Consider the following 14,000-nt stretch of genomic DNA (forward strand, 5'->3'; position numbering starts at 1 on the left):
GTTTTTAGTTGTTTTTCCAAGCTATCAGGGCAGCATTTCCCTTTGATAATTCTTCTACTTTCTTAATCCAAGCCAATTCATTTTGCGCCTTTGCCCGCAAGAAAGAATTTTCGGTGCCTGTTAATGACAAGCAAGCATTCACGACCCACCATTTATTATTAATCCCGGCACGTTGTAAATCCATTTGCAAACGTTCGGCTTCAAAAACGGGTGTTGCTTCGGGCAGGGTCACAATAACGACTTCTGTTTCCTGCTGGTTTCTCAAACGTGGTAACAGCTTTCTTACAGAAACGGGAGTGTCGCCATGTGTACGTTGCACTTCTTTATGGTAACTTTCCGTTGCATCCAGCAATAACAACGTGTGTCCGGTAGGTGCGGTATCAATCACTACGACTTCATTTTCCGCCTTATCGACAATTTCAGCGAAAGCCCGGAATACTGCGATTTCCTGTGTACACGGTGAACGTAAATCTTCCTCTATATATTCCATATCTTCGGCAGTCATTGTTTCCGCAGCTTTACTGCGAACCTCGTTTTTATAGGCTTCCAATACTTCCGCTTCATCAATACGGCTTACCGTAATGCCCGCCTGAACAGCAAGGTTATAATTCAGATGGTTTGCCGGGTCGGTGGTGGTAAGATGTACCTTTGCGCCAAGTTTTGTTAATTTCAGGGCTATTTCAGTGGCTAAAGTGGTTTTTCCCACGCCGCCTTTTCCCATAGTAAAAACAACCCTTTTCCCTGACTGATAAAGGTCGTTTACCAGTTCATCTACCCCTTTGGCATCGGTAATCCGCTGATAATTCGCATCATTTGTTAAATTATCATCGTGAAGCATCCGACGGATATTCGCAATATTAGATAAATTGTATGACCGTAAAGGAACATAATAAGACGGATATGCCAGCAGTTCCGCAGGGATCTGTTTCAGAGCGTTTTGCTGCCTGTCATATATCTGTTTCGATACGCTGTCGGCTTCATCTAATTGCAGCAAAAGCCCGTTGATTACCAATAGCTGGTTTTTAATTCCCAGTAATTGCAATTCATGTGAAGAACGTGCGGCTTCTTTTAATGGTGCGATTTCAGGACGACTAACCAACACTAAGCGGGTTGCGTTTGCATCCGAAAGTGTTTCAACCGCCTGCTTATAGATACCTTTCCGTTCTTCCAAACCGGATAATTGACCTAAGCAAGATGCACCGTGCGTACTCTCACTAATAAATGTACTCCACGCTGACGGCAGTTGTAGCATTCGTAACGTGTGTCCCGTGGGGGCTGTATCAAAGATGATATGGTCGTATTCCTTTGCTTTATTGGCATCCGTGATAAAATCGGAAAACTGGTTAAAAGCCGCAATTTCTACCGTGCAAGAGCCTGAAAGTTGTTCTTCCATATTCTGAATAACACTTTCGGGCAGTTGTCCCCGGAAAGGAGCAATAACGCTTTCCCTGTATTCGGCTGCGGCTTGTTCCGGGTCGAGATTAACGACCGTTAAGCCGGGTACTTCTTGAATATCCGTACCGTGTCCGTTCAGTGTTTGATTAAACACGTCTTGCAGGTTTGAAGCCGGGTCTGTACTGATAAGAAGTATTTTCTTTCCATTATCTGCCAAACCTACCGCAGTAGCACAAGCAATCGAAGTTTTTCCTACACCGCCCTTTCCGGTAAAGAAAAGGTATTTCGTCAAATCTATATCTGATAAATTGAATGTTTCCATTTTTATATAATTAGCTGGTGAATACTCATTTTACCGGCATATAATCCAAATTGATACCCGTCCATTCACTCATTTGTTTGGTGGTAGGGTAGGTTTTTGAAACGGCGATTTCGCCGTCCACTAAAGTAATAGGCAGTGCATCCGCCCCATGTTTTTGCAGATGCTCGTTTACTGTTTTATTACTTACATATACTTGCGGTTCGTCACGTAAATTGTGACGGGTAACGATGATACCCTGTTTCTTCAATGTTTCAATAACAACCGCAATACGCATTAATTCAGGGTCAATATTTGTTCCACAAAGACCCGTAGGGCAACACATTGCCGGGTCGAAAATTTCTATCTTTTTCATACTGTTTTTTATTTAAAATGATACTCTATGTTTATTTATAGATAAAAGACTACTGCATAATAAATTCCTACCGCAATAAAGAGAATGGCAACAATTCTACGAAACCATTTCTCAAATATTTGTATCCGGTTATAAAACTTACCCAGTCTGGCAACACTGTACGCTAAAATCCATGCAACAAGGATTACGGGTAATCCCGTAGCAATAGCATAAATTACAGGCAAGAGATACCCACCCGTTTCCGCTGCTGACAATGGCATAAGCATACCGAAATAAAATACTCCACTGGTAGGACAAAAAGCAAGGGCGAATAAAATACCCAATAGCATAGCCCCCCAACCGCCTTTAGTTCTCTTTTTCAAACTTTCACCGCCGATATTGATTTTCGGCAGATTGAGTTTTATTATATCGAGCATAAATATTCCAATGATGATTAACGCCGGAGCAATCAGCATTTCCCCGTACTTACTTACAGCTTTTTGAACCATAAACATACTTGCTCCCTCACGGAGAATAGGAATAAGGATAAAGCCAAGAACCGTATAGCTTACTATTCTGCCGAAAGTATAAAGCAATCCGTTTATAAATATTCGGTGACGGCTTTCTATGTCCTTACTAATAAATCCTATTGCCGTTATATTAGTCGCTAACGGACACGGACTGACTGCCGTTAAAATCCCCAATATAAAAGCTGTAATAGCAGGAATAGAACTGTTATCTAATAGCGATTGAAGAAAATCCATCTTACAACTGTTTTAACAATTCGTCAATCTTGCTTTTAATTCCCTCTTTAAACTTGTCCGGTGCATTTTTCGCATTGGAAAAACTAAACTCGGTCATGTTGTTTACATACTCTTTGCCGTCTTTCCAACTGTTTACAAACAAAGACGACCATGTAACTTCGTACTTGTCTGCAATCGCTTCATTTTCTTTCTTTGAAATATCTATCACTTTATAGATAATTTTACCGTCTGCTTTTTCTTTTGAATAAAGGCTGTCCAAAAGGGCTGCTGTATTTGTTTCTATCGCCCGGCAAGTGATACACCGTTGTGCTCCATGAAAATAAAGAACCTCTATGCGGTTAGACTGTATTTCTTCGGCTTGGTTTTCTCCGGTCTTTTTCTTTGAACCATTACCGCAGGAAACTAAGACCAGCGTTGCAATCAGTAGATAAAATAATTTTCTCATAGTTCATCATTTTTATTTTGTTATCAACTCTTTCACTTCTGCAAGAGATAACTTTTTTCCGGCAGATACGACTTTCTCGTCAATCACCAAAGCCGGAAGCCCTAAAATATTATACTCCATGATTTTCAATAAATCTTCCTCTTTGATAAGGGTTGCATCGCAACCTAATTCTGAAATAGCTTGTTTGGTGGTTTCGTACAAGGCTTTACAGCTTGAACACCCAGTTCCTAATACTTTAATTTCCATTGTCATTTTACTTTAAAGTTAATACGATAATCGTAATTCGTAGAATTACGAACGAAGATTCCCCAAAAAAGGTACTGCTATTCACAGCACGATGTACCTTTACATTTACAATCCCCTAAAAAAGCTGCAAACAATTTTCGGGCAAGTTCCCAGTTCTCCCGGTTTATACAATAACGGACTTTGGGCGTTTCTATTTCCCCCTGAATTAAGCCAGCTTCTTTCAATTCTTTCAAATGCTGCGAAACGGTTGCTTTAGCAATAGGCAGTTCTTCGTGAATATCACCGAAGAAGCAACTATCTTGTTTTGCCAAGAAAGCAAGAATAGCCATCCGTGCCGGATGTCCCATTGCTTTGGCGAACCGAGCAATCTGTTCCTGCTCTGTTGTGTACTGTTTCTCTTTCACTCCAAGTTCTCCTTTCTTCTTTGTTGTTCGCAAAAGTACGAACAATAATTTGAACAGCCAAATACGAGCTAGCTTTTTTCCTGTTCCACAGTTAAGTCATCACGCAGAATCTCGGATGAACCAAATAAAACTTCGGAAGAATGAAGTGGAACTTCGGAAGAATGAAATCATAAGTCCGAAGAAATTCCCCATTACTCACTGGATAGTCAAAAATAGTCTCCTTGAATTTTCGAGTTCCTCTATAGAGACTTAGACGAGATTACTTTATGTAATGCTTCAACTCTGACTGCAAGAACCTAATTACTATCGGTTTCCCATTATTTCCATCTTTATCCTCGGGTGATAAGCGGAGAGTTGCTCCTATATATATTTGCTGTCTGAAAGGTATTATTCAAATCAAATAGAGTGATTTATGGAAGCAAATAGCAATGACAACTACGTATTGGTTTTGGAGGATCGTACGGAGGTTAAGAACGAGCAAGAGGCGGGGAAACTCACCATCGTTTCGGGGATCGATGATAAGGGCAAGCTCAAAACAACTGAGCCACTTGAAGCTAATCAGGCTGCTTTTCTGAAGTTCAACAGCAAGGATGGACTGCTGAAGAACTTCATGACCAACTTTCTCAAGCAGTTCAATAACCCCTCCCATTTCGGGCTATACAAGGTGTTAGCAAACAATGTGGAGCAAGGCGTAGATAACCTGCGTACTCTGCTCCAAAACCGAGAGACTCCTGAAAGCAGACAGCAGTTGGCAGAGGTTGGTGTACCCTTTGAAGACTATCTACCACGGCAGAAGAAGAGCACAGCCATTGATGCAGAAAAGGTAGACTGGAAGATGCTCGACAATCTCGGACTCTCCCGTGATCGGTTAGAGCAGAGTGGTGAGCTAGAGAAGATGCTCAACTGGCAGAAGAGCAATCTCGTGACCATAGCTATCCCCATTGGAGATACAACTATCTACACAGAGGCTCGCCTTGCTTTCCGTACAGATAATGAGGGCAATATCGGGTTAGCCGTACACGCTATGCGTAAAGAGCCACAGCTCGACTATCCCTATATGGGCTACAAGTTCTCACCCGAAGAGAAGGAACAACTACTCGCAACCGGCAATCTCGACAAAACCATCGAAGTAACACCCAAGAGCGGTGAACCTTTTGCAGCCTACGTCTCCATCGACCCACAGACCAATGAGATTATCGCCTTGCGTGCCGACCGTGTAAGCATTCCTCGAGAGATCAAAGGCGTCACGCTCTCTGACCAACAATACAAAGATCTAGTGGAGGGCAAAGCAGTGAAAGTAGAAGGTATGACCGCTAAGAGTGGCAAGTCCTTCGATGCTACGCTTCAGGTCAATGCAGAGAAGAAAGGCATTGAGTTTATCTTTGGCGAACCTAAAAGCCTCAAGGAACGCCAAGAGCAGTCGCAAGAACAAGGACAAAAACAAGGCGGTGTACCCCACAAACTCTGTGGCTTGGAACTCTCCGACAAGCAGCGTGAAGCCCTTGATGCAGGACGTACGCTTTACCTCAAAAATATGGTGGACAAGGCGGGGAATAGCTTCAATGCCTATGTCCGTATGGATAAGGAGCAGAACCGCCCACGCTTCTACAAGTTTAACCCTGACAAGAAGCAGACGAGTGGCAAGGTAGAAGCCGTGGCTGAGGAGCATAAGACGCAGGTCGCTGTCAATAACAAGGGTAAAACCAACGAAGCGACCAAAAACCTTAAGGAGCCGCTCAAGTCAGGGCAGACACAGCCCACTGCCGAGCAGAAGCAGAAGCAAGAGAACAAGCAGCGTCGAGGACGCAAGATGTAGTCTGACCCTTAACCCAAACCTTAACTATGACAACATGTATCATTGCCGAGAAACCCTCGGTAGCCCGTGATATTGCTCGCATCGTAGGAGCTCGTACCAAACAAGATGGTTATTTACAAGGCAGTGGCTACCTCGTAACCTGGGCTATGGGACACCTCATTACCCTCGCTATGCCAGAAGCCTATGGCTACGGAGCGTATAAAGCTGAAGACCTGCCTATCCGCCCCAATCCTTTTCAGCTTATCGTGCGTCAGGTACGCAAGGATAAGGAATACAGCGATGACCCAGCAGCCCTCAAGCAACTCAAGGCTATCCGCCATTGCTTTACGGAGGCTGACCGCATCATCGTAGCCACCGATGCAGGTCGTGAGGGCGAGTTGATATTTAGATATATCTACGAGTATCTCAGGTGTAATAAGCCCTTCGATAGGCTGTGGATTAGCTCCCTTACCGACAAAGCTATCCGCGAGGGCTTAGCCCAAATAAAGCCTGGACGAGATTACGACAATCTCTATCACTCCGCAAAAGCAAGAAGCGAGGCAGACTGGCTCGTGGGCATCAATGCTAGTAGGGCTTTATCCATTGCTCGCAAGGGAGGCTACTCCCTCGGACGAGTGCAGACACCTACGCTGGCGATGGTCTGCCGTCGCTACCTCGAGAATAAGCACTTTGCCTCTGTCCCTTATTGGAAGCTCTATGCCGAAGCCGAGAAAGATGGCATCAGCATTAAGGCGATAAGTAGTGATAGTTTTTCCGATGAAGCGGTAGCACAGCGAGCCCTGTCGGCTCTTCGCACAGAGGGCAAACTCTCGGTTGTATCAGTGAGTCGCAAGACAGGCACAACCCTTCCGCCCTTGCTCTATGATCTCACAGCTTTGCAGAAGGACGCCAACCGCAAGTACGGCTTTTCGGCAGATAAGACGCTCTCTATTGCCCAAACGCTGTATGAGAAGAAGGTAGCAACCTATCCACGCACAGGCAGTCGCTACATCAGCGAAGATGTCTTTGACGAAGTGCCGGCTATACTCAGAACCTTTGGCGAAGCCTTAGCGACACCGCTCAACCGCCACAGCGTAGACAATAGCAAGGTAACTGACCACCACGCTATTATCCCGACAGGGGAGCCAACGGATAGACTCAGTAGCGATGAGAGCATCATCTACCAGATGATACGCACCCGCTTTATCGAAGCCTTTTCGCCTAACTCCGAGGAGGAGCGTATGCAGGTACAATTCTCAGACGGCACGCATACCTATGTGTGGAAAGCTTGCCGTGTGCTTTCTCAGGGCTGGAAGGCAGTAGCCAAAGAGCAAGCGAAGCCTCAGAGGAAGGAGATAGAAGGCGACGAGCAGGAAGAACAAATACTATCGATGTTGCCGAGTCTCGTTGAGGGTGAAGCCCTATCGCTTCGCTCTGCCGACATCACGAGCCACAAGACGAAGGCTAAGCCCCTCTATACCGAAGCAACGCTACTCTCTGCGATGGAGCATGCTGGGCGAGAGGTAGAGGATAGCGAGCACCGCAAGGCTATGGCAGACTGCGGTATCGGCACACCGGCTACTCGTGCCAATATCATCGAAACACTTATCCTCAGAGAATACATCCGCCGAGAAAAGAAAAGCATCGTCCCCACGGACAAGGGCTTGGCGGTCTACGACATCGTCAAAGATCAGCGTATTGCCGATGCCGAGATGACGGGGGCGTGGGAACTAGCCCTCGCAGACATTGAGCGAGGGAAGGTGCTACCCGAGGAGTTTATGCGGAGCATTACCGCCTACACCAAGCAAATCACGGAGGAACTACTGGCTCGCCCGAACGAGCCTAAGCAATATCCTAGTTACCCTTGCCCTAAATGCGGGCGAGATACCGTGGGGATTTACGCCAAGATCGCCAAGTGCCGAAGCGAGGGTTGCACTTTCGTTGTCTTCCGAGAGGTCTGTGGGACATTCTTATCCGAAGATAATCTGCGCGACCTTATTACGACGAGACGCACGCCTATCCTCAAAGGCTTAGTAAGCAAGGCCGGTAAGAAGTTCAATGCCCGACTAGTCCTAGGCGATGGTTTTAGGGCAACTTTTGAGTTCGAAGGGAAGAAACGATAGCCTCTCTGAGGACGGGTCAATAGGCAGAGGATTGTCCACCTATTAGGCAGACGATCGTCTCCCTATTAGGCGGACACTTGTCTGCCTAGTATCTCGCCACAGACCGCTCTGGGAGGGACTCTGAGGTAGGAGTAAAGACATCATCGCATCCCTTAGACAGAAAAACAAACAGCAACATCATTATGGCATACAATAAGAAAGCCGTTTTAGAGGCCAATACGGAGGCTATCCGTGTGGTGCTTCTCTTGGAGAAAGAGCGACGTGCAGCCACGGAGGCAGAAAAAGCAATACTACGGGGCTACCAAGGTTTTGGCGGACTGAAATGCGTCCTCAATAGGTGCGAACAGCCCGAGGACATCCGCTATTGGTCAGCATCGGAGCAACAACTCTTTGCTCCTACCCAGAGACTTAAGCAACTCATCTATCGAGAGGCAGTAGATGCCAACAGAGCCAAACGCTATTGGGAGAGCATCAAGGCAAGCGTCCTCACGTCTTTTTATACCGACACTCGCATCGTATCGGCTATTGCCGACTCAATCAAGGATACGGGCATAAGCGTCAAGCGTTGCCTTGACCCCTCGGCAGGTATGGGGGCTTTTGCTGAGACCTTTGCCCAGCAGTCAAGTCTTGTCGATGCTATGGAGAAAGACCTCCTAACGGCTCGTATATCACTAGCCTTGCACCCCTATGGCGAGGGGAATATTTTTATTCAGAACCAGCCCTTTGAGGCTATTGGAGAGGTAGAGGATAAAGACAAGTACGACCTCGTAACGAGTAACATTCCCTTTGGGGACTTTATGGTCTACGACCGCAGTTATACCAAGGGTAAGGACGTCCTCAAGAGCGAATCTACCCGAGCAATCCACAACTACTTCTTCGTCAAGGGGCTGGATACCCTCAAAGAGGGCGGACTGCTCGCTTTCATCACTTCGCAAGGCGTCTTAGATGCTCCACGCAACGAGGCTATTCGTCGCTACTTGATGCAGAACAGCCGATTGATTTCGGCTATTCGCCTGCCCTCGGGGATGTTCAGCGAGAATGCAGGTACAGAAGTGGGCAGCGACCTCATTGTCCTGCAAAAGCAATCGGGCAAAGATATTGCCGAGGGCTTGGAGCAAGCCTTTGTGAGGTCGTTCCCCGTTCCCAAAGGCGACGGTTTCTCTATCGCGTTTACGCATAATAGCCTCTTTGAGGATGATTGGCAGGAGGTGCAGACACGCACCATCGCCACAAGTCGTACGATGGGGACAGACCCCTACGGCAAGCCGGCTTGGGTCTATGAGTTCGATGGCGGTATGGCGGAGATGGCCGAGAGCCTACGCATACAGCTCTCGGCAGATATAACACAGCGTTTCGACAAAAAGCTCTATGAAACGGGCATCGCAATGACTGAAGCGGAGCGACAAGCCGAAGCCGAGAAAGAGCTACGCAAGCTCGGTGTGACCGTAGGCTTGTCTGCCCCCCAAGAGGAACAAAAGAAGGAACCAGAGGTAGATGAAGACATGAAAGATGCTTATAATCTCCTGCCCAAGAGCATTGAGAAGCAACTGCCTAAACTCTACAGTACGGAGAAGACGCTTGTCGGCGATAAGGTTGCCTATGCTCGTTATTTCTTCCCAATGGGGGCTTACACGGCTTATCTCTTGGAGTATGACCCTAAGGAGCGTATTGGCTTCGGTGCGGTAACTATGGGCTATGGTTGGGAGTTAGGCAATATGTCGCTCGATGAGATGAAGTCTATCAATATCCACGGCTTAGGTATTGAGCGTGACCTCTATTTTTCGCCCACCAAACTACACGAAATCGCCGAACTCGAGGAACTCGTCGCAGGACGCTATACCCAAGAAGCAGTTGTCGAAGAAGCGGTGGCTACTGAAATTAAAGAGGAAGAGCAGCATGCGGAAGTTGTGTCAGTGCAGACAGAAGAAGCACCGATTATCAAGGAAGAGCCAGCCCCTGAAGATATTGCTTCTATTCAGCAAGAGCCAAGCCCAAAAATAACTGAAGAACCAGCCCCCGAGGGTGTGCCTACTTTGACCTTGCATCGTCAGTATGAGGCAGAGTCCTCTGTTATTCGCCCCGATGTAGAGCCACCTCGTGAGATGAATGGGCAAACTGTCTACTTTGATGACGACCACCACCCAGTAATGGAGGTTATTGATGATGGCACATTGGCAGATTTACCGCTCTTTGCTCCCGAAGAGTATAGCCTCTGGACGCAGAGTGTTGATAGGCTCAATGCAGACATCAAAGAGGTTGTTAAGCCCGCACCTAAGCCCAAGGAAGAGGTGAAGAGTAATGTATCTAAGGTTAGTCCACCTGCGACACAGCGTCGCACTCGAACGAATAAGAAAGCTCAGCCTGATGTACACGAGCCTTCTCTCTTCGACTTTATGAACGATAGCGAGGACACACCGTCACCTATCGTAGAGGTCAAGAAAGTCTTTGATGCTTCGCCACGTCCCTTCCTCTCTGCCCCCGACTCGCATTTTCGTGATGGCTCGATTGTCCTACAGAATGGTCAGGTGGGCTTTATCTCCGATTTGAAGCGACACCCGACCTTCAATCCGATGGACTTACCCTATGCCCAGCTCTCCAAACTAAAAGCCTACATCGAAATCCGTGATAGTTATCACCGCCTTTATGACTATGAGGCGAACAACCACGCCGAAGACAAGGAGGAACGCAGCAAACTCAACCGCCTTTATGACGGCTATGTGGCTCGCTGGGGAGCGTTCAATCATAAAAGCAACATCGATGTCATCAAGATGGACGCCACAGGTATGGAGATGCTCTTCTTGGAACGCTCCGAGAATGGCAAGTACATCAAAGCCGACATCTTTGACCACCCGACTGCATTCTCTGTCAATGATCTGACCATAGCCACCGACCCTTTGGAGGCACTCAGTGCTTCGCTCAACAAGTACGGTTCAGTAGAACTTGACTATATGAGTTCGCTCCTGCCCGAAATGGAGGAGAGCGATATGCTTTCAGCTCTCGAGGGGCGTATCTACTTCAATCCTGAAGTGGGAGGCTATGAGGTAGCCGACAAATTCATCTCGGGCAATGTGATTGAGAAAGCCGACCGCTTAGCCTCTTGGTTACTTGACCACCCAGATCACGAGGAGGGCAAACAGAGCTTAGCAGCCCTGATGGCAGCACGTCCAACACCTATCCCCTTTGCCGACCTGGATTTTAACTTCGGAGAGCGTTGGATTCCGAGCAGTGTATATGAGAAGTTTGCATCCGAGTTTTTTGAAACGGACATTCGCATTAGCTACCATGCTAATATGGATGAGTACACGATTAGCTGTGACAGGAAGAATGTCAATATCTGGCATAAGTATGCAGTGCAGGGAGAGTTTCGTCGCTATGATGGCTTGAATCTCCTCAAGCACGCTCTGCACAACACCATTCCCGACATCAACAAGAGCAAGGAAGTGCCCGACCCTGTTAGTGGCATGATGAAGACCGTTAAGGTGAGAGATGGCGAGAAAATCCAGCAAGCCAATACCAAAATTGAGGAAATCCGCCAAGGCTTTGTCGATTGGTTGGGACAACGTCCTGACACCTTCAAGGAGCAATTAGCAGACCGCTATAACGCCCTTTTTAATTGCTTCGTGCGTCCGAACTTTGACGGCTCACATCAGTCTTTTCCGAACCTCGATCTCAAGAGATTAGGCATTCCCGACTTATACAAAAGTCAAAAGGATGCCGTATGGATGCTCAAGACCAACGGTGGAGGTATCTGCGACCATGAGGTGGGAGCGGGTAAGACGCTTATCATGTGTACGGCAGCTTATGAGATGAAGCGATTGGGCTTGGCGAATAAGCCGATGATTATCGGACTCAAGGCGAATGTCTTTGATATTGCTGATACCTTCCGCAAGGCTTATCCCAATGCCAAAATCCTCTATCCAGGTAAAGACGACTTCACCAAGCAAAATCGCCAGCGCATCTTCAACGACATCAAGAACAATGACTGGGATTGTATTATCCTTACCCACGAGCAGTTCGGTATGATACCCCAAGCTCTCGAAATACAGCAGGCTATTCTGCAAAAGGAGATGGACTCGGTCGAAGAGAACCTCGAGGTATTACGCAAACAAGGCAGAGACATCTCCCGAGGGATGCTCAAGGGTTTAGAGAAACGCAAGCAGACACTTGAGGTCAAACTCCGTGACCTTCAAGACAGCATTGCCGAACGCAAGGACGATGCCGTAGACTTTAAGATGATGGGTATTGACCACCTCTTTGTAGACGAGAGCCATCAATTCAAAAACTTGATGTTCAACACCCGTCACGACCGTGTGTCGGGCTTGGGCAACCCCAACGGCTCACAGCGTGCCCTCAATATGCTCTTTGCCATTCGCACCATTCAGGAGCGGTCGGGTAAGGACTTAGGAGCGACTTTTTTGAGTGGCACTACTATTTCAAATAGTTTGACGGAGCTGTATCTCCTCTTCAAATACTTGCGTCCGCAAGCCCTTGAGAAGCAAGGCATCAACAGCTTTGACGCATGGGCAGCGGTCTTTGCCAAGAAATCGACCGACTATGAGTTTTCGGTGACCAATGAGATTATTCAGAAGGAACGTTTCCGTACGTTTATCAAAGTGCCAGAGCTGGCGAGCTTCTATGCGGAAATATGGGAGTTAGGAGCAAGGGGAAGCGAGAAAAGGTTATCTGCTTGATTAACAGCATTTCTTTCGTTTGGTCGCATTGGCTTGCACCACGAAAAAAGGCAAAAAAGAGCAGTTGAAAGAGCGAGTTCAGTTACCAAATCGTTCCCTTTTAGGGGCTTCGGAAGAGGTAAGCAAAAAGTGGTAACTAAAATGGTGTTTTCTCTCTTGTTTTCAATGTTTTGCGTAGCGAAAACTATCCCTTAGAGGTCTAACTTTGTAAACAAAAACGACAATGAAAGAAAAGACATTGAAGCTACTCTTTTACCTCAAGCGAGGCACACAGAGTAAGGACGGAAAAAGTCCGATTATGGCTCGCCTCAGTGTGGGGCGAACAATGGTGCAGTTCAGTTGTAAAATTGCTTGTTCTCCCCAGCTATGGGATAGCCGCAAGAGCAGACTCGTGGGCAAAAGTGCCGAAGCTGTATCTGTAAACGCAGAACTCGACCGCTTACAACTCGCTGTACATCGAGCCTTTGAACACTTGCAGAGCAGAAAAGGGGAAATAGTAACAGCTGAGGAGGTTAAAAACACGCTCTTTGGCTTAAACAGCGATAGCCAAGGCTTGCTCTATCATTTGGAAGGCTATTTGGCACGCTTTCGAGAGCGTGTGGGTATAGACCGCAGTGAACGCAGGTATAAGTGCATCTTGCTATTTCGCAAGCATTTCGAGGCTTTCATCAAACACCGCTATCGAGTAGGCGACCTGCCTGTTCAGAAAGTTGGTAGAGCTTTGGTTGAAGACTTTGAGGTTTATCTCTCCCGAGAGAAGGCTTTCAAACTCAATACCACGGCTGGCTACCTCTCTATGCTGGCTTCGCTACTGAAAGACCTATACAAACGGCATATCATCGACACTTATCCCTTCTTGGGCTATTCTATCCGCTGGGATGTCGGCTCGCCACGTTACATCACTAAGGAGGAATTGCAGAGAGTTGTCGCCCTTGATGAAACGCAATTAGGAGATTATGAGCTGGTGTCAAGGGATATGTTTGTCTTTGCTTGTTATACAGGCTTATCGTACACGGATATTTACCACCTTACGGCTGAACATCTTGTCGAGGAGGGCGGTATGACTTGGATACGCAAGCCTCGCATCAAGACAGGCAATGTGTGCCACATCCCACTCTTGCCCGAGGCTGCTGCCATCATTGAGCAGTACCGAGGCATTCACACCCGAGCCTTTCGCCACGAACCGCCTAAGGGCTATCTTCTGCCCATTCCTGGCTGTGATACGGTCAATATCCATCTGAAGAAGATGGCGAAGCTCTGCAAAATCAATAAATGCCTCACCTTCCATATGGCTCGCCACACTTTCGCCTCACAGATGACCCTCTCCGAAGGGGTATCTATCGAGAGCGTGTCAAAGATGCTGGGGCATAGTCAAATCAAGACTACGCAAGTTTATGCAGAGACCTCGCCCGAGCGTGTATTTCGGGATATAGAGCGTATCCTACCCGAGATTGCCCACTATCGTCTAACCAATTAAACCAAGA

The 14,000-nt window shown here is 47.2% G+C and carries 10 protein-coding genes; 4 read left to right on the forward strand and 6 right to left on the reverse strand.

Annotated features, from left to right (window positions below; translation table 11 throughout):
* Positions 1-4: 4 nt before the first annotated feature.
* From arsA to HQ43_RS05010, 6 genes are all read right to left on the reverse strand, one after another.
* Complete coding sequence (arsA, locus tag HQ43_RS04985) at positions 5-1,717, reverse strand: arsenical pump-driving ATPase (protein ID WP_036790594.1); 1,713 nt, start codon at positions 1,715-1,717, stop codon at positions 5-7.
* A 25-nt stretch (positions 1,718-1,742) separates the two neighbouring features.
* Positions 1,743-2,069, reverse strand: a complete 327-nt coding sequence (arsD, locus tag HQ43_RS04990) for an arsenite efflux transporter metallochaperone ArsD (RefSeq protein ID WP_036790597.1) — start codon at positions 2,067-2,069, stop codon at positions 1,743-1,745.
* A 35-nt stretch (positions 2,070-2,104) separates the two neighbouring features.
* The gene (locus HQ43_RS04995; protein ID WP_036790600.1) at positions 2,105-2,812 is read right to left on the reverse strand and encodes an aromatic aminobenezylarsenical efflux permease ArsG family transporter; all 708 of its coding nucleotides are present in this window, start codon (positions 2,810-2,812) and stop codon (positions 2,105-2,107) included.
* Between the two features lies 1 nt (position 2,813).
* A complete protein-coding gene (locus HQ43_RS05000; protein WP_036790603.1) occupies positions 2,814-3,257 on the reverse strand; it encodes a nitrophenyl compound nitroreductase subunit ArsF family protein in 444 nt (147 codons plus the stop codon).
* A 12-nt stretch (positions 3,258-3,269) separates the two neighbouring features.
* Positions 3,270-3,503 carry a thioredoxin family protein gene (locus HQ43_RS05005; RefSeq protein WP_005800948.1) on the reverse strand — a complete coding sequence of 78 codons (234 nt, stop codon included), beginning with the start codon at positions 3,501-3,503 and terminating at the stop codon, positions 3,270-3,272.
* Between the two features lie 77 nt (positions 3,504-3,580).
* Positions 3,581-3,907 (reverse strand): ArsR/SmtB family transcription factor, encoded by a 327-nt coding sequence (locus HQ43_RS05010; RefSeq protein WP_005800946.1) that lies wholly within the window; start codon positions 3,905-3,907, stop codon positions 3,581-3,583.
* A gap of 412 nt (positions 3,908-4,319) precedes the next feature.
* On the opposite strand from HQ43_RS05010, the gene HQ43_RS05015 reads away from it, so the two are divergent.
* The 4 genes from HQ43_RS05015 to HQ43_RS05030 all read left to right on the forward strand — a co-directional run bounded on the left by HQ43_RS05015 (position 4,320) and on the right by HQ43_RS05030 (position 13,993).
* The gene (locus HQ43_RS05015) at positions 4,320-5,723 is read left to right on the forward strand and encodes a DUF4099 domain-containing protein (protein WP_036790607.1); all 1,404 of its coding nucleotides are present in this window, start codon (positions 4,320-4,322) and stop codon (positions 5,721-5,723) included.
* A 26-nt stretch (positions 5,724-5,749) separates the two neighbouring features.
* Positions 5,750-7,825, forward strand: coding sequence for a DNA topoisomerase 3 (locus HQ43_RS05020; protein ID WP_036790611.1), 2,076 nt, complete (start codon positions 5,750-5,752; stop codon positions 7,823-7,825).
* A gap of 182 nt (positions 7,826-8,007) precedes the next feature.
* On the forward strand, positions 8,008-12,516 hold the full coding sequence (locus HQ43_RS05025; protein ID WP_052103090.1) for a DUF2958 domain-containing protein: 4,509 nt from the start codon (positions 8,008-8,010) through the stop codon (positions 12,514-12,516).
* Between the two features lie 223 nt (positions 12,517-12,739).
* Positions 12,740-13,993 (forward strand): site-specific integrase, encoded by a 1,254-nt coding sequence (locus tag HQ43_RS05030; protein WP_036790616.1) that lies wholly within the window; start codon positions 12,740-12,742, stop codon positions 13,991-13,993.
* The last annotated feature ends 7 nt before the right edge of the window (positions 13,994-14,000 follow it).

This window comes from Porphyromonas canoris, from assembly GCF_000769115.1.
Lineage (GTDB): Bacteria > Bacteroidota > Bacteroidia > Bacteroidales > Porphyromonadaceae > Porphyromonas_A > Porphyromonas_A canoris.